Annotated in this window: 19 protein-coding genes; 5 read left to right on the top strand and 14 right to left on the bottom strand. The window is 68.4% G+C overall.

The features are described 5' to 3' along the window. Nucleotides 1–385 precede the first annotated feature (385 nt). Both ACRWNM_RS15735 and ACRWNM_RS15740 read left to right on the top strand, forming a co-directional pair. A complete protein-coding gene (locus ACRWNM_RS15735) occupies nucleotides 386–1042 on the top strand; it encodes a DedA family protein (RefSeq protein WP_431968545.1) in 657 nt (218 codons plus the stop codon). Between the two features lie 5 nt (nucleotides 1043–1047). Next, a complete protein-coding gene (locus ACRWNM_RS15740) occupies nucleotides 1048–1752 on the top strand; it encodes a DedA family protein (protein ID WP_431968060.1) in 705 nt (234 codons plus the stop codon). 61 nt (nucleotides 1753–1813) lie between these two features. On the opposite strand, the gene ACRWNM_RS15745 is transcribed toward ACRWNM_RS15740, so the two are convergent. The 3 genes from ACRWNM_RS15745 to ACRWNM_RS15755 all read right to left on the bottom strand — a co-directional run bounded on the left by ACRWNM_RS15745 (nucleotide 1814) and on the right by ACRWNM_RS15755 (nucleotide 4181). Next, nucleotides 1814–2902, bottom strand: a complete 1089-nt coding sequence (locus tag ACRWNM_RS15745) for a glycoside hydrolase family 76 protein (RefSeq protein ID WP_431968062.1) — start codon at nucleotides 2900–2902, stop codon at nucleotides 1814–1816. Between the two features lie 156 nt (nucleotides 2903–3058). Further along, entirely contained in the window at nucleotides 3059–3757 is a 699-nt protein-coding gene (locus ACRWNM_RS15750) for a TrmH family RNA methyltransferase (protein ID WP_431968064.1), read from the bottom strand. Between the two features lie 91 nt (nucleotides 3758–3848). Next, complete coding sequence (locus ACRWNM_RS15755) at nucleotides 3849–4181, bottom strand: DUF4190 domain-containing protein (RefSeq protein ID WP_431968066.1); 333 nt, start codon at nucleotides 4179–4181, stop codon at nucleotides 3849–3851. A 156-nt stretch (nucleotides 4182–4337) separates the two neighbouring features. On the opposite strand from ACRWNM_RS15755, the gene ACRWNM_RS15760 reads away from it, so the two are divergent. After that, nucleotides 4338–5711: a sensor histidine kinase gene (locus tag ACRWNM_RS15760; protein WP_431968068.1), complete on the top strand. Its 1374-nt coding sequence runs from the start codon at nucleotides 4338–4340 to the stop codon at nucleotides 5709–5711. After that, on the top strand, nucleotides 5708–6361 hold the full coding sequence (locus ACRWNM_RS15765; protein ID WP_431968070.1) for a LuxR C-terminal-related transcriptional regulator: 654 nt from the start codon (nucleotides 5708–5710) through the stop codon (nucleotides 6359–6361). Before ACRWNM_RS15760 ends, ACRWNM_RS15765 begins: the two co-directional genes overlap by 4 nt. Nucleotides 6362–6374: 13 nt before the next feature. Here ACRWNM_RS15765 and ACRWNM_RS15770 read toward each other — a convergent pair whose 3' ends face one another. After that, the gene (locus ACRWNM_RS15770; protein WP_431968072.1) at nucleotides 6375–6809 is read right to left on the bottom strand and encodes a nuclear transport factor 2 family protein; all 435 of its coding nucleotides are present in this window, start codon (nucleotides 6807–6809) and stop codon (nucleotides 6375–6377) included. 349 nt (nucleotides 6810–7158) lie between these two features. Here ACRWNM_RS15770 and ACRWNM_RS15775 point away from each other — a divergent pair, with 349 nt between their 5' ends. Beyond that, on the top strand, nucleotides 7159–7605 hold the full coding sequence (locus tag ACRWNM_RS15775) for a hypothetical protein (RefSeq protein WP_431968074.1): 447 nt from the start codon (nucleotides 7159–7161) through the stop codon (nucleotides 7603–7605). Nucleotides 7606–7702: 97 nt separating this feature from the next. Here the strand turns inward: ACRWNM_RS15775 and ACRWNM_RS15780 are convergent, their stop codons facing one another. The 10 genes from ACRWNM_RS15780 to ACRWNM_RS15825 form a co-directional block, all read right to left on the bottom strand. Next, a complete protein-coding gene (locus ACRWNM_RS15780; protein WP_431968076.1) occupies nucleotides 7703–8470 on the bottom strand; it encodes an ESX secretion-associated protein EspG in 768 nt (255 codons plus the stop codon). A gap of 22 nt (nucleotides 8471–8492) precedes the next feature. Continuing rightward, nucleotides 8493–9818, bottom strand: a complete 1326-nt coding sequence (locus ACRWNM_RS15785; RefSeq protein WP_431968078.1) for a hypothetical protein — start codon at nucleotides 9816–9818, stop codon at nucleotides 8493–8495. Then, on the bottom strand, nucleotides 9819–10205 hold the full coding sequence (locus ACRWNM_RS15790; protein ID WP_431968080.1) for a hypothetical protein: 387 nt from the start codon (nucleotides 10203–10205) through the stop codon (nucleotides 9819–9821). A gap of 22 nt (nucleotides 10206–10227) precedes the next feature. Then, nucleotides 10228–10791 (bottom strand): DUF3558 domain-containing protein, encoded by a 564-nt coding sequence (locus ACRWNM_RS15795; RefSeq protein ID WP_431968082.1) that lies wholly within the window; start codon nucleotides 10789–10791, stop codon nucleotides 10228–10230. A gap of 170 nt (nucleotides 10792–10961) precedes the next feature. Then, the gene (locus ACRWNM_RS15800) at nucleotides 10962–11702 is read right to left on the bottom strand and encodes a lysoplasmalogenase (protein WP_431968084.1); all 741 of its coding nucleotides are present in this window, start codon (nucleotides 11700–11702) and stop codon (nucleotides 10962–10964) included. Nucleotide 11703: 1 nt separating this feature from the next. Next, a complete protein-coding gene (locus tag ACRWNM_RS15805) occupies nucleotides 11704–12762 on the bottom strand; it encodes a beta-ketoacyl-ACP synthase 3 (RefSeq protein ID WP_431968086.1) in 1059 nt (352 codons plus the stop codon). 51 nt (nucleotides 12763–12813) lie between these two features. Next, entirely contained in the window at nucleotides 12814–13383 is a 570-nt protein-coding gene (gene pyrE / locus ACRWNM_RS15810; RefSeq protein WP_431968088.1) for an orotate phosphoribosyltransferase, read from the bottom strand. Between the two features lie 2 nt (nucleotides 13384–13385). Further along, nucleotides 13386–14198, bottom strand: coding sequence for an SDR family NAD(P)-dependent oxidoreductase (locus ACRWNM_RS15815; protein ID WP_431968090.1), 813 nt, complete (start codon nucleotides 14196–14198; stop codon nucleotides 13386–13388). 24 nt (nucleotides 14199–14222) lie between these two features. Beyond that, on the bottom strand, nucleotides 14223–15263 hold the full coding sequence (locus ACRWNM_RS15820) for a hypothetical protein (protein WP_431968092.1): 1041 nt from the start codon (nucleotides 15261–15263) through the stop codon (nucleotides 14223–14225). A 98-nt stretch (nucleotides 15264–15361) separates the two neighbouring features. Next, nucleotides 15362–16153, bottom strand: coding sequence for a DUF5666 domain-containing protein (locus ACRWNM_RS15825; protein WP_431968094.1), 792 nt, complete (start codon nucleotides 16151–16153; stop codon nucleotides 15362–15364). Nucleotides 16154–16417 lie beyond the last annotated feature (264 nt).

Genomic DNA, 16417 nt, shown 5'->3' on the forward strand with positions numbered 1-16417 from the left:
GCGGTAGCCAAATTCTGTCAGGCCATACCCTAAGGCAGGGGCGTTTCGCGACCTATACGGCCCGGTATCGCGGGCGGGTCAGTCGGGGCAGCCCGGAACGAACCGGGCGGCCCGTCCGGTTGTGATCCGGACCACGGCCGACCACGGCTCTCGGTCACAGCAGCGGTGCGATCCGCCTGGTTGATCGAGGGTAATTTCTCGCTCGACGGGGGATTCTCAGTCCGACCCGGTACTGTGGGCCGGGTAATTGCGCTGGCAGCTTCCGACGCGGTGGCAAGCAACGTATATAGGCCAGCCGCATCCCGGGACAGGAGGCCGCGTGATTCTGCAGGCAGCGACCGAATCGGTGACGACGAACCTCGCGCTGACCCAGTTGCTGGACCCGATGTACCTGCTCCAGGAGACGTGGCTCAAGAACGCGGTATTGCCCGCGATCCTCGTGATCGTCTTCATCGAGACCGGTCTGCTGTTCCCGCTTCTGCCCGGCGACTCACTGCTGTTCACCGGCGGCCTACTGGCCGCGCAGGACCCTCCGGTGGTGTCAATCTGGGTGCTGGTGCCCGCCGTCGTCTTCATCGCCTTCGCGGGTGACCAGTGTGGTTATTGGATCGGACGCGCCATCGGCCCGGCGATCTTCCGCAAGGAGGACACCCGCTTCTTCAAGAAGTCCTACGTGACGGAGACGCACGCGTTCTTCGAGAAGCACGGCCCGAAGACGATCATCCTGGCCCGGTTCGTGCCGATCGTGCGCACCTTCATGCCGGTGCTCGCGGGCGTGTCCAAGATGGATTACCGCAAGTACGTCGCGTTCGACATCATCGGCGCCGTCCTGTGGGGCGGCGGCGTCACCATCCTCGGCTACTTCCTCGGCGGCGTCGACTTCATCCGCGAGCACGTCGAGGCGATCTTCCTGCTCATCGTGTTCGTCTCGATCCTGCCCGGGATCGTGGCGGTGGCGAAGAAGCTGACGAACCGCGGCGCCGCCGAGCCCGAGGTCGTCGAGCCCGAGCTGACCGCCTCGGCGAACGAGACCACCCGCTGAGGCCGGTGTCCAGCGCGTCGTCGCCCCTCGCGGTGGGCAGTTTCGATCCGCTGATCTCGGCGGGCCCCGCGCTCGTCTGGACGGTGGTACTGACTTTCGTCTTCCTGGAATGCGCGTTCATCATCGGGCTGTTCCTGCCCGGTGACTCGATGCTGATCACGGCGGGCATCGTGATGGCCTCGCACGCCACCGGCGAAGCGCAGGTGTGGGCGCTCTCGGTGGGAGCGATGGTCGCCGCGATCTCCGGCAACCAAGTCGGGTACGTCATCGGGCAACGCACGGGCCACCGCTTGGTGGCCCGCAAGGACGGCCGATATATCAACGCCCGCAATCTGCAACGGGTCTCCGAGTTGCTGCAACGGCACGGTTTTCTCGCGGTGCTGGTGGCCCGGTGGATTCCGTGGGTGCGGACACTGTGTCCGATGGTCGCGGGCGCCGCGGGGATGGAGCACCGCAGATACACCGTCGCCAGCACCATCGGCGCCATCATCTGGGCCCCGGTGCTGCTGCTCATCGGCTTCTACGCGGGCAGCTTCCTGGAGCGCGTGCCGTGGCTGATGCCCGGCGTGATCTGCACGCTGGTGCTCGGCCTGATCATCGGCACCATCCTCGGCATCCGGCACTACCGCCTGGAGATGGCGAAGCCCGCGGAGGAGTTCGACGTGGACGTCGACGCACCGACCGTGGTGCTCCCCCGGGTCGAGTACTGAGAACCGGCGGACCAGCACACGAATCGAGCGCTCGGCGTCGTCGCCGAGCGCCGAAAGTGGATCAGAGCCCGGCCGCGCTCACCTGGTAGGCGGCCTCCATCAGCAGCCAGCCGGACAACTGCACCGACAGATCGCGCTCGGGCACCTTCGACGAGGTCACCGAGCCGCCCGAGGTGAAGTAGCCCGCCCCGGCCGTGCCACCGGGCAGCTGGGCGGGCTTGCTCCAGTCGGCGCCGAACAGCGGCTCGCCCTCGACCTCGAGACGATTCGCCCAGGCCGCCGTGGCCGAGGCTCGCACGATCGCGGCCGCGGCCTGTCGGTCCGCGACCTGCTGGCGATCGTCCCCGGGCAGCATCATCGCGACCACCGCGAGGTAGCGGGCGAGGATCCCGTTGAACAGTCCGCCGTCGCCGCCACCGCCGCCCTTGATGACGCCGCCCGCGGTCATGTGGTCCTCCACCGCGACCAGCAGCCGGTGCACCCGCTCCAGGTGCCGCTCCTCACCGGTGTGCATCGCCAGCTCGGCCTCGACACCGAGCACCACGCCCTGGCAGTAGGTGAACGTCGGGCGCTCGATCACCCCGGAGGGCAGGTGGATGCCATCCAGGATCAGGCCGGTGCCGGGATCGCGCAGGGTCGCGTCCAGCCAGTCCGCCATCTCCTGCGCACGGGTGTGCCGACCGAGGCGGTTGAGCGCGATGGCCGCGGGGCCGTTGGCGGGCGCGTTGTAGTAGTCCGCGCGGACCCGCCACGGGATGCCGCCGCCGACCTCCGGATTCCACGCCTCGTACAGCTTCTTCTCCAGCGCGACCAGCGCGCCGCGCGCCTCGGTGACGCCCTGGGTCCGCTCGGCACGCTCCAAAGCGATGGCGAGCCAGGCCATGTCGTCGTAGTAGTTGTTGGTCCAGCCGGTGATGTTGCGAATGCGGTGCGAGCGCACGAGTTCGCCGATCCGCTTGCGCCGCACCGATGTCGGCGCACGGTTGGCCGCGTCCACCGCGCAGTCGATCAGGTGCGCCTGCCACCAGTAGTGCCAGGACACGAAGGCGCGCTCACGCTTGGTGGCCGGCCAGCCGACGACGCCGAGTTCCGTTCTGGGACAAGCCCACAGGGCCCGCAGGTGCCGGGAGACGATCGCGGATTCCGCCATATCCGCCCGCTCCGACCAAAGCGCGGGCGTTGGTGCAGCATCCTGCCCAGTCCGTGGGCTCCGCGAGGTCATCCCTCAATGGTGCCAGTTGGAAGCCAGTTCCCGCCGCCGAATTGTTACCCGGCCGACGCCGAATCGTGCACACCACAAGATCGTTCACCACGCCGTCGCGAGATCGGCGTGCTGGCGAATCCACGCGTGCATGGCGATCCCGGCGGCCACCCCGGCGTTGATGCTGCGGGTGGAACCGAACTGGGCGATCGAGACCGTCATCGCCGCCGCGTCTTTCGCGTGCGCGGTCACGCCGGGACCTTCCTGCCCGAACAACAGCAGGCAGTCGCGCGGCAACTGCGCGGACTCCAACGGCACCGAGCCGGGGACGTTGTCCACGGCGACCACGGTGAGACCCGCGCGCTCGGCGAAGGCGAGCAGTTCGGCGAGGTCGGTGTGGTGCTCGATGTGCTGGTAGCGGTCGGTGACCATGGCGCCGCGGCGGTTCCACCGCCGCCTGCCGACGATGTGCACCGCGGCGGCGGCGAAGGCGTTGGCGGTGCGCACCACGGTGCCGATGTTCGCGTCGTGCCCGAAGTTCTCGATGGCGACGTGGAACGGATGCCTGCGCGCGTCGATGTCGGCGACGATCGCGTCGCGCGACCAGTAGCGGTAGGCGTCGACCACGTTGCGGCGGTCGCCGTGCGCCAGCAGTTCGGGATCCAGCCGCGGGTCGTCGGGCGGCGGGGCGCCGTGCTCGTCGAGCCACGGACCGACGCCGTGCGGGTGCTCGCCCCACTCGGTGGGCCCGGGGAGGTGCTCCCCCGGGGAAAGGTCCGTGGTGTCCGACGACGAGTAACTCACCTGGACGATGCTAGTTCCGGCGCGCAAACGCACCTCGGCCCGCGCTCCCGACTGCGCGGCGCCGCCCGCGGTCGTCGCCGGGCTGCGCCGCTCAGTAGGACGACGACGAGTTCGCGGCGATGATCGAGATCACGATGACGGCGATGATGCCCACGAGGTAGACGAGCATGATGATCGTGCCGACGATGCCGCAGACATAGCCCGCCTTGACGTTGCCGCGTCCGCCGATCGCGCCGCCCGACGCGTCGATCTCGTCGAGCGCCCGCTTGCCCATCACCCAGGCGAACGGCGCGCAGAGCTGGCACAGCACCAGCCCGAGGATGCCGAGCACCAGGATCGTGGTGGACTGCGGGTGGTCCGGCGGCGGACCGTACGGATTACCGTAGGGCTGCTGCGGATAGCCGTACGGCGGTGGGTAAGTCATGCGGGTGATGCTAGTTCCAAAACCGGCCGGGCGGCCCGGACAACCGCACCGGCCGGTCGCGCCGCTCACGGTCGCGCGATGGTGTAGCTGGCCACACCCTCGATTCGGCGGTCAGCTCCATCGAGAACGCCGAGGTCGGCGAGAAACATGGAGCCCATGACCGAGACACAAGCCGAACCCACCCTCGTGCTCGACAAGCAGGCCGCACCACGCGAGCGGACCGGCCGCGCAGCGCTGTCGGCCGTCCTCCGCGCGCCGATCCAGGCAAGGACCTGGAAGGAGTTCGCCTATCTGATCGCCGCGTTCGTGCTCGGATGCCTCGCCGTCTGCTACCTGTTCTTCGGTTTCGGCGGCGGGCTCTACGCGTCGATCGTCCTGGTCGGCATCCCGCTGCTCGCGCTCGTGCTGCTCGGCGGCCGCGTCTGGGGACGGGTCTACCGGACGCTGTGCCGCGGCCTGCTCGGCACGCCGGTGGAAGCGCCACCGGCGTTCACCCCGCAGCGCGGGCTGTTCGGGTTCCTGAAGAGCGCGTTCACCGACCGGGCGAGCTGGCGGGCGATGCTGTTCCTGCTCGCGCAGTTCGTGCTGGGGGTGGTGATCGGTTATCTGACACTGATCGTCGTCGCGATGGTGGTGTTCATCGCGATCTCGCCGATCCCGTGGGCGCTGTTCGATCCGATCAACGTCGACGAGAACGGGGTCGAACACCATTCGCTCATGCAGTTCGGTTCCTTCTACGTCGACTCCTGGCCGCGCGTGCTCGTCGTCGCCGCACTCGGCGTCGTCGGCTGCTTCGCGCTGCCCTGGCTGGTGCGCGGCGTCTGCCACCTGCACCGGCTGCTCACCGTCTGGCTGCTGGCGGCCACCGTGCGAGACCGTCAGCTGGTCGAGCTGCGGGCCAGCAGGCGCGCCGCCGTCGAGGACGCGGCCGCCACGCTGCGGCGCGTCGAGCGCGACCTGCACGACGGCACCCAGGCCCGGCTCGTCACCATCGCCATGGCGCTCGGCAGGGCCGAGGAGCGCATCGCGGCGGGCGGCGACGCCACCGATCTGATCGCCGACGCGCACGCGAGCTCCAAGGAGGCGCTGACCGAACTGCGCGAACTGGTGCGCGGCATCCATCCGCCCGCGCTGGAACTCGGCCTCGGCCCGGCGCTGGAGACGCTGACCGCCCGCAGCGCGGTGCCCGTCGAACTGCGGGTGCACCTGCCGCGGCGGCCGAGCCCGGCCATCGAGGCCATCGCCTACTTCTCCGTCGCGGAACTGCTCACCAACGTGGTCAAGCACGCGCACGCGGACCGGGCGTGGGTCTCGGTACTGCCCGACAGTCTGCGCACCATCGCGGTCACCGTGCGGGACAACGGAATCGGCGGCGTGCTGCCTCCGGCCGAAGGCGCACAGGCCGGGGGAAGCGGCCTCGCGGGTCTCGCGGCGCGGGCGCGCGCGGTGGACGGCACCCTTGCCGTGCACAGCCCCACCGGCGGGCCGACCGTGGTGACCATCCTGCTGCCGAAAGGGGACCCGCAGTGAGCGCGCCGCTGCGCATCGTGATCGCCGAGGACAGCGCCATCCTGCGCGATGGCCTGGCCGGTCTGCTGGTCGAGCGCGGCCACGAGGTGGTCGCGATGGTCGGCGACGCGAGCACGTTGAGCGACGTGGTCGGGGAACACCACCCCGATGTGGCGGTGGTGGACGTGCGGATGCCGCCCTCGTTCACCGACGAGGGCTTGCTCGCCGCCATCGAACTGCGCAGGAAGTACCCCATGACGGGCGTGCTGGTCTTCTCCCAGTGGATCGAAACCCGTTACGCCACCGAGCTTCTCGCCGGTGGCGCCAGCGGCGTCGGCTACCTGCTCAAGGACCGGGTCGCCGACGTGCGCGATTTCGTCGACGCCCTGTACCGCGTCGCCACCGGCGGCACCGCGCTCGACCCCGAGGTGGTGAGCCAGCTGATGGGTGCCTCCCGCCAACAGGATTCGCTGGCCAGGCTCACCCCGCGCGAACGCGAAGTGCTCGAGCTGATGGCACAGGGCCTGTCCAACAACGCCATCGCCGACGCCCTCACCGTCACCGAGCGGGCCGTCGAAAAGCACATCGGCAACATCTTCGCCAAACTCGATCTGCCGCCATCGGATACGCACCATCGGCGCGTACTGGCGGTGCTGCGGCTGAAGGGTTAGACGCGGCGCACGCCTACCGCGCCATCGTGCAGGCCGCGGCGATTTCCTTCGTATCCCAGTAGAACGGGCGGATTTCCGCGATCCGCCCGTCCTCGACGCGAAGCGTCTGCAAGATCGGGAAGCGCAGCTCGCGGCCGGTCGCCCGGGCCCGGGCGCGCACGTCGGTGCGCACCACGGCCGTCTCCCCGGTCGCCAGGAGCTCCTGTGCGACCATCTCGAACGACTCCCATACCGCCGCCATCGCCACGAAGAATCGCTCCAGCCCGGCATGCCCTCGCCAGATCCCGCCGTACGGCATCCCGTCGGCCTGGTACAGCACCACGTCCTCGGCGAAGAACGGGGCCAGAGTGGTTGCGAAGGGTGCGCGGCCGGGGCCGCCCGCGGCGAAGTACGCGGCCTCCGCGGCATACATTCCGGTCAGCACGTCGGTAGTGGTTGCGCTCGGCATGGGAACAGCGTGGCGCGCGAGGCGCGCCCGGCGCTGGCGGAGATCGGACAGGGCGATCGGGGGTTCGACGGGCTCGCGGAGGGAGCGACCGCCACCGCACGACCACGCTACGAAACCGATATTCGCAAGGAACCGAATCGGAGCATGGTGGCCGCCTATGCTTGAAGTACGAGGTCAGGAGGGGTGTACACCGACTGGCGCAGCCGGACGAAGTCCGTTCGAAGACCCGGGCACGACCGGACGAAGTCCGTCCACAGACCGCACAGCCGGACGACGTCCAGCCACGACCGCACACAGCCGGACCGAGTCCCCACAGATGCGCACGGCCGAGAGAAGGCGGGAGGCACGCATGGATCACGCACGGATTCTGCGCACGGTGCTCGGCGTCACCGCCGCGTACCTGATCATCCTGTGCTTCTGGCTGGGTTGGCTCGTGCACCGCACGCCGCCCGGCACGGTCCCGTTCCAGATCGTCGCCCTGGTCGGCGTCTTCGGCTCCTGCGTCGGCATCGGCATGATGCTGGCCGCCCGCCCCTCCCGCGCCGACCGCCACCTCTGGCGCCACGGCCTCGAAGGCTGGGCCACCGTCGAAGGCGTGCACCCGCTCGAGCGCACCGACCACCACAGCGAACTCACCGAGATCGACCTCGAGCTCACCGTCCCCGGCTCCGAAACCTACCGGGGTTCTATAGTTTTCGACGTCATGCCCGCCGACAAGCCGAAACTGAGCCTCGGCGAGACCATTTCGATCCGCGTCGACCCGGCCAACCGCGACCGGATCATCCTGGTGCTGTGAAGGCGGTGGGCATTCGGTCGGGCGTGTCCTGAACCGCCGTCACCGGACCGGCCGGGGAATGCCGAGAACAGATCGTCCGGTACCCGACGCAGCGGGTTCAGCGTGCGGCGAACCTGCCGTTGCGCACGCCCTCCACAAGGTGATTGATCCGCTGTTGCACGGTATTGATCAAAGCCTGCTGCGGCGCGGGTTTGGCGACGACCTTGTCCTCGCCGAAACTGATGTACCGCCCATCGCCCTCGAAGTCGTTGACCTGAAAGTCCTGCCTGCCCGCGATGTGTCGATTGTCGACACTGCCCAGCGGATACACCGCCACGTGCGCGATACAGGTGGTCGGCCGGTTGAAGAAGCGATCGAATTCGTCCTTCGGTCCGCGCCGCCACGGGTCGGTGTTCACGCCGCGCGGACCGGCCAGATCGCGGACATCGATGGAGAGCGAATCACCGCGTCCGGGAGGGCATTTCGGCAACGCGCCGATGATCGCGGGCGCGACCTGATCCGCGGTGAGGAACGCGAGCTCCACCTCGCCGCCGTGATCGTGATCCACACCCGGCCGCTGCGTGACGATCGCACCGTGCTGGTAGTGCACCCCCGCGTGCGCTCGAATCCGGTGCTCACGCCGCAGACCACGGAATCCTGCCACCTCGACGCGCGCCTCGGGCCGCAGCAGAACGTCCAACGCGCGCAACAGGTTGTCGTCCATATGCGTCCACACCGCCATGGCCGCCACCTGCCAGGCACGACGGAAATCCTCCGGCACACCGGTGTCCTGCCATCGATGCCCCAAGGGGTACGGGAGCACGTCCCGACCCGTCGACTCCCACAGCACCCGAAACTCCAGCGCGCTGAACCGCCAGCGCGTCACCCCGCTCAGCATCGGCTCCGACTCACTCCCCGATCACCGGCGGAACCGTCTTCGGCGCATCGGTCAACCCGGTGAGTTCGTCGCCGTGCTCCTGCGTGATCAGGTAGTCCGGAATACCCTTCGTCGACTCGTCGTCCCCCTTGCCGCGCGCCCCCGGCGCACCCATACCCGGCATACCGCTCATGCCCGTGCGGGCGTTGGCCGCGGCCGGGCGGGTCGCCGCCGGATTCGCGCCACCCGGAATGCCGGGCATGCCCGGCACGCTCGAGCCGGGGCGGCCGGTCGGGGTCCCTGGACCGCCGGGCCCGGGACCACCCGGACCTCCCGGAAAGCCAGGGGTGCCGGGCGTTCCCGGGGCGGTTGGCGTGGTCGGCGACGTCGGCGACGCCGAAGCCGGAGCAGTCGTGCCGGTGGGCGTCGTCGGCGTCTCGGTGGACGCGGCCTGCGTGTCGTCGTTCGACTGTTGCTGCTGCGAATTCTGTTGGCCCTGTGAGGGATCCTCGGTCTCGCCGGATTGGGTCGTGTCGTCGTTCGTCGTCGGCTGGCCGCCGTCGTTCGTGCCGCCGGGTTGGACGCCGGTGCTCGTTCCACGTGGTCGCCCACCGTCGTTCTGGCCCGGGTCGACGTTGTTCGCGGTGGGGTTGTGTGGTTTCGGGATCACGGGGACGCGATCGGTTTCCCGAAGCACGGGGTCGTAGACAGTGCGAAGTACACGCTTGGCCTCGGCCCACGCGGTGTTGTACGCCTCCTCGTTGTCCCGCCAGCCCCGACCGGCAATCCACCGCCGAGTGTTTTCCCAGTTGGTGTTGTGTTCGGGGACGTGCGGGACCAGTTGCAGTGTTGGAGCGAGACCTGTGTAAAGCTCATCGACCTTCTTCGCCATCAGCTGCGCGGCTTGCGATGCTTTCGAAGCTGAGGACAGGAACGTGGCGACACCGTCCGCCGCGGCTGCCGCAGATTTGCCGTGCCACACGTTTGCGTTCAACGCGCGCTGCATCTCCAGGTCGAAAGCCTTCTGAGCATCAGCGGTTCGGCTACCGATCTGCTCCCATGCGGTCTTCAGATCGTTCACTGCTGTTAGGTCGATCTTTTCGACTTTCTCCCGGAGCTGCTCCAGGGGCGCCTCGTAATCTTCACGACTCTTGATTCCCGACTTGTAGTCACCGACGAATCCGATCTCCGACGCCCGACCGCGTACAGCTTCTCGCTGCTGGTTGAATCGGCCTTGAACATCGCCTGGCCTGGTGCCCGCTTCGATATCCTCCCCGGCAATCCAGTTGGTGAGACTGTGAAACATATTCTCACCAAAAGTGTAGTTCTCGAAGAATCCCAACCCCGGTAGTGACATCTAGCGATCCCCCAGCTCGTTGGTAACGCCCGCGATCTGCGATGCGTGGTCGACCACCTGCTCTTCGATTCGGTCCATCGAAATCTGCATAATCTCACGCATAGCTTGGACTACTTTGATCGATTCCAGAACGACTGCGTCGATGGAGTCAGACTCACCGGTAGCTTGCTTCAGGAAGAGTGCAGCGAGTTCACCGGCTATGTTGAAGTCGCCAAACCCAGACACACGTGCGGCATTTCGAGTAAAGGTGAACAGGCCGTCGTAAGCCGCTAGGAGTCCGTCGCAGGCAGTAAGACACGCAGTTGCCGCATCCTTATCCAAATAAAGATCGCCAGCTCGAGCCTGGTCGGCGAAACGTTGCCACTGAGAAAGATCTTGCTCGCTCATTTGCCAATCCTCTGCCTAGTACTCATCTGGGAAATTCCGAAACCAGGTACTCGGCAGCCCGCGCAGATAGTGCACACGGGTCTACGTGGCCATTCTGACTCGGCTTGTTACCGACCTTGACAGATATGGACCCTTGCTGAGCGCTGAAAGCAGTGTCACAGTCGAGCGCCTTACCCGCACCTTCGACTCGATATCGAAGACCACCCCTACCGGCTATCTGAATCTCTTCAAAATCCACATTCCCCGGTTTGTTCCGAATCTCTTGCTCTGTTCGATCCGAGGAAAATATGGTCAAGTAGTATTTGGGCGCCGCCCAAGTGCAGATCTCCCAGCCGGACTGGTCCACGCCGGCAAGCCCCTTTTCCTCGGTCGCCGGATCGACGCCGATCTGCCGCAACAAGTCATCCGGCACCTCTGTGCACGGATTCCACAACGCCGCCTGCGCCGCACTGGTCGAAGTCGTCGCCGCCCCCTCGGTCGACCCCCCACAAGCCGCCACCCCCGGCACCAACACCGCCGCACACAGAGCCAACATCACACGCCGCGCCATCCGCTCCCCCTCAGGGTTATCGACCTGCCTGTCCATGCCACCCTACCGAGCCGCCGATACGGGTGGAATCGCTGCGCAGGGCAGGTTGCGTCTTCACTGTCTTGGACGCGACAGCCCCGCAATCGGTTCCATCGAAACGCGCCGCGCGTCCGATCCACGGCGCGGTCGACGATGTCGGCGGCCGAGTAGCCCTCCGGCGAGTGTCCCTAGGAACGGTCGAGTGACGTCCTGGCGTGGGCTTGCGGGTCGGCCAAAAGGTATTGGGCCGCAGCGTAAGTCGCGAGGATGACGCCCTCCGCCGCACGGCGGGAGCGGGACGTGTGGGTGAAGAGGCGGCGCAGGACGATGAGGCCGTCGGAGAGGGTGAACAGGAGGGCGCCGAGGCCGAGGCGGCTGCGCGGGTCGGCGTCGGGGATGTTCAGGCCCGCAACGTTTTTCGCGCCGGGGGCGAGGCGGGGATCGGACGCGAGGACGGCGGCTGTGCCCAGGGTGGCGCCGTAGGCGGTGAGCGGGGCCGCGACGGTCGGAGCCTTGGCGCGCAGCAGACCTGCGGCACCGAGCCAGGCGACCACCCGGGGCAGGGCGATCGCGGGGAGGGGACGCGCGCCGCGCCGCCACCACAGCGTCGAGTAGCCCGCCTGCATGACCGCGAACGACGACGCGCCCGCGATGAGACGGCGGTCGTCGTCGGGTTCGATGAGCAGGATGTCACCGACGGTCGCGGCGCCGAGCGAGCCGAGCAGGATGGTGCGCTCGGTGGGGTCGGTGTCGACGCCGCTGGTCGCCACGTCGGCGGCGAGCAGCGGCATCATCAGGGGTTTGGCGACCCACTGGAGCCGGTCGCGGCCGGTGACCGCCCCGAAGACGGTCACGGCGGCGGCAGCGAGGAATCCCGTGCGAAACGGACGCCCCGCGCCGGGGAACGCCGGGGCTCCGGAGGAGCTCATGTCAGAAGCTCGCCTCGGTGGGCGCGGGCGGCAGCGTCACGACCTGACCCGCGTAGCTCAGGCCGGCGCCGAAGCCGAGCAGCAGCGCGAGCTGTCCGCCCTTGGCCTTGCCTGTGACCAGCATTTCCTCCATGGCCAGCGGGATCGAGGCGGCGGAGGTGTTGCCGGTGTTCTCGATGTCGTTGGCCATCGGGATCTCGTCGGCCAGGCCGAGGTTCTTCTTCATCAGGTCGTTGATGCGGGCGTTGGCCTGGTGCGGGATGAAGACCTCGATGTCCTCTTTGGCCACACCGGAGGCCTCCAGCGCATCAGACAGCGCGCGCGGCAGGGTGACGGCGGCCCAGCGGAACACCCGCGGGCCCTCCATGCGCAGCGACATCCGGCCGACCGGCTCGATCGCGGGATCGATGCCCTGCATGGCCTGGGCCTTGTTCATGTACTCCAGGAAGTCGACGTCCTGGGCGATCGCCTCGGCGTTCTCGCCGTCGCTGCCCCACACCGTCGGGGAGATGCCGTTCTCCTCGCTCGGGCCGACGACGACCGCGCCCGCGCCGTCGCCGAAGATCATGGCGGTGCCGCGGTCGGTCGGGTCGAGTCCGACGGTCATCGTCTCGGCGCCGATCACCAGCACGTAGTCGGCCGAGCCCGCCCGGATCAGGTCGGCGGCGACGCCGAGTCCGTAGCCGAAGCCGCCGCAGCCGGAGGTCAGGTCGAAGGCCGGGATGCCGTTGATGCCGAGATCGGCGGCCACGCTCGGGGCGCCGTGCGGGGTGAGTTTCAGCCAGCTGGACGTACAGAGGATGAGCGCGCCGATCTTGGACCGGTCGATGCCGGTGTTCACCAGCGCGCGTTCGCCCGCGGCCGCGGAGATCGACCGCAGCGTCTCGTCACCACTGATCCAGCGCCGGTTGCGGATACCCGTGCGCTCGTAGATCCACTGGTCGGTCGAATCGAGGACCTTGCACACCTCGTCATTGCTGACGATGCGCTGCGGTCGGTAAGCACCGATTCCGAGCATCGCAACATTTTCGCGACTCTTGTTTACTGCAATGCTCACCACTGGTGACTCACACGTCCCTCAACTGTCGGACAAACTTGACCCGCGTCCAGGCTAACCCAGGGCAAGATCCTTGAGGCCGAGGATCGACCGATACTCCAGTCCCTCGGCCGCGATCACCTGATCGGCGCCCGTCTCCCGGTCGACCACGGTGGCGACGCCGACCACGGTCGCGCCCGCCTCGCGCAGAGCGCGCACCGCGGTGAGCGGCGAGTTGCCGGTGGTGGTCGTGTCCTCGACGACCAGCACCCGCTTGCCGACGACGTCGGGTCCTTCGATCTGGCGCTGCATGCCGTGGCTCTTGGCGGCCTTGCGCACCACGAACGCGTCGATGGGGCGGCCCGGCGCGTGCAGCACCGCGAGCGCGACCGGGTCGGCGCCCATGGTGAGCCCGCCGACGGCGTCGAAATCCCAGTCCGCGACGAGCTCGCGGAGCAGTTTGCCGATCAGCGGCCCCGCGCGATGGTGCAGGGTCGCCCGGCGCAGGTCGATGTAGTAGTCGGCCTCTTTGCCCGAGGAAAGCGTCACCTTGCCGAGCACGACGGCGAGCTCGCGCACCAGCGCGGCCAATTTCTCGCGGTCGGCGCCGAGCGCAGAGTCGTTGGTTGTCGCCTCGTCGATCATGTCTAAGTCCTTCCGCGTGAATTGAACAGGCCCCGATTCATTCGGACCTGCAGGGTTCGCGGGATGAGTCCGACCGCCGCGGTGATCGCCTTGTACTGCGCACCGGGCACGCTGATCACCCGGTCCTTGTCCAGATCACTCAGCGAACCGGCGACGACCTGCTCGACGGAAAGCCACAGCGGTTTCGGCAGCGAGGACATCTCGATACCGGCTCGCTCGTGGAATTCGGTGTGGACGAACCCGGGGCACAACGCCTGGATCCGGACCCCGGTTCCAGCGAGTCCGCCCGCCAACCCTTCCGTGAAGGATACGACGTAGGACTTGGAGGCCGAGTAGGTCGATCCCCGACCCGGGACCAGACCCGCGACGCTGGCCACGTTGACGATCGACCCCTTGGCCTTGGCGATCATCGACGGCAGCGCCGCGTGGGTGAGCTGGAGCACAGCGGTGACGTTGACGTCGAGCTGCGCCTGCAACTGCTCGTAGGGCAGCGTCCAGAATTCTCCTGAATGCGCGAAACCCGCGTTGTTGACCAGGAATTCGATGCCCTCGGCAGCGCGAGCTGCCACCCGCTCCCGGTCCGCGGCCTGCGCGAGATCGGCGACGAGCACCTCCGAGCGGGTGGCGTATTTGCGCTCCAACTCGGCGGCCAGCGCCTCCAGCCGCTCGGCGTCCCTGGCGACGAGCACCATGTCGTAGCCGAGCGACGCCAGCCGTAGCGCGAACCCGTGACCGATGCCGGACGTCGGTCCGGTGATCAGTGCGATAGGGCGGGTCGCGCCGGGCAGGCGCGCGGGAGCAGAGCTGTCGGTCATCGAGGCACTAATCCAATCGAGCGGTCACTGCGGCACAGGGCCCTGGTACGGACGGAATCCTGGGTGGAAGGGGCCGCCGGCGCGGTCCGCCTCGTCGGCGCGGGCCCCTGGGCGCGGATCCTCGTCCCAGTCGTCGGCGCGGCCGGGTTCCGGCCGCCAGTCGTTCTCGGGCTCGTCGTCGGACCAGCGTTCCTCGCGTCCCCTGGCGTCGGGGACGACGGCCAGCGAGGGACGTCGCGGCTGGTCGCCCGACTCGTCCTCGTCGTCGTAGCCGTCGCTGTCGTCGAAATTCCGATCGTCGCGATCGTCGTAGCCGCGGTCGTCGTCGCCGGCGCCGGGCGGCAGAACGCGGGAGGCCCCGCGTGCGGCGGACGCCTGCGACTCCTCGGCGCGGCCGCGCGTCCTGGGATGCGGGCGGCCCGAGTCGTTATCGGCGTTGTCGGCGCCGCGCGAGTCGCTGACCGGCGGCAGCACGTGCAGCAGACCGGACAGGCGCAGCACCGAGTCGATGGCGGACTCCCAATCCTTCGAGGCCGTACCGACATTCAGCATGCCGAGAGTCCAGTTGCCCTCGCTCCAGAGCATCTGCACGGTGTCGGGCAGCGTCTCGATGAACGCGACCATCCGCTGATCGACCGCGTGCCTGGCGATCTCCGGGTTCGTCGCGAAGACGACCCGGCCGCCGATGGCGCCGAGCAGTTCCAGATCCGCGTCCTTCGGCGGGGACGCGGTCTTGAGCCGCATGTCGACATCGATGTCCGAACCGATCTGGCGGCGCACCGCGACCAGCGTCGCGGCGTCCTCCAGATCGAACAGAACGAACTTCTCGCCCTTGCGAATACCGGAAACCACGTCGACCGCCGACAGATAGCCGAGCTTGGCCAGCGCACCGCGCCGCCACGTCGACGGGAGTGCCGGTTCCACCGACACGTAGGTGTATCCCTGGGCCTTGGCCCACACCTGGCGCGCGTGACCGGACCGCTGCCGCTGGACCCGATCGAAATACAGCAGCACGATCGCGCCAACAAGCGCGATCGCCGCCAACCCGAACCACATAGCCGTCATCGCGGTCTACCCTAATAGGCCCGGCCGGTGGAGGGCCTTCTTTGGTGCCGCGCCGGGCCGTACGTCTTGTGCCGCCGCACGAAGTCCCGCCTCGCCGCTCATCTTCCGCCGCCGGGCAGCGCGGTGCTGATGATGATCTTTGCGCGGATCGATCCGTCCGGTCCCTTGTCGCCCTGCACCATGACCATGTCGCCGACGGGCAGGTCGGCGGGCTTGGCGCCGGACAGCGAGATCACCTGGGTGAGTTCGTCGGTCCGGACGGCGACGGTGTTGCCGGAGACGGTGTCGATGGTGAGCTGGCCGCCGTCGTTGGCGCTGATGGTGCCCATGGTCGCGCCGATGCCGTCGAGTCCGGGCAGACCGGGCAGACCGCTCGGCGATGGCTGGCGGGGCGACGGGTTCTGCGTGGGGAAGGCGCCGCCGGTCGGGAAGTTCGCGGTGGTGTTGCCGCCCGCCGTGGTGGTGGACGAGTCACGGCCGCCGAGCACCAGCCCAGCGACCACCCCGGCCACCGCGACGAGCGCCACGACGCCGAGCACGAGCGCGATCCACAATCCCGTATTGCGTTTGGGCGGTTGCTGATCCGTGGGCGGGCCACCCGGCGGTGCCGCGCCCGGCGGCATGGCCGCGTGGTGCGGATCCGGCGGACCGGGGTACTGCTGGCCCGGGTACTGCTGGCCGTAGCCGCTCTCGTAGGCGCCCCACTGGCTCTCCATCGGCGGGAGCTGCTTGGTGGCGTTCGCGGGCGGCGGGCCCCACTCGAATTGCTCGGTCGAGGGGTATCGAGTGGTGTCCCCGGACGGGTCGTAGCCGGACGCACCCGGCGGACCGAGGTGTTCGGTCGGCGCATCCTCCGGCCGCTGCCCCCAGGGATCCTTCGGGTTCGTCATGCCCTCCAGGGTAGGCGTACCTTCGCCGTCGCTCCGGCCCGTGCGCAAGGTCAATGCCGGATTTCGTCCGGCAGCGCCCCTCGTGCGTACCGCCACGGAGTCGCCGCCCGCGACCCGCCGATGACGCTTCAGTCGAAGAGCTGCTCGACGTCGGTGATCGTCACCGCCCGCCGCAACCATTCGCTCAGCTGGTCGAGATCGGTGCACGAAGTGATCCTTCGCCGGGCCGCCTCGGAAACAGGCACAGCGGCGTGCCGCCAGGCG

Source organism: Nocardia sp. bgisy134, assembly GCF_965341865.1.
Lineage (GTDB): Bacteria > Actinomycetota > Actinomycetes > Mycobacteriales > Mycobacteriaceae > Nocardia.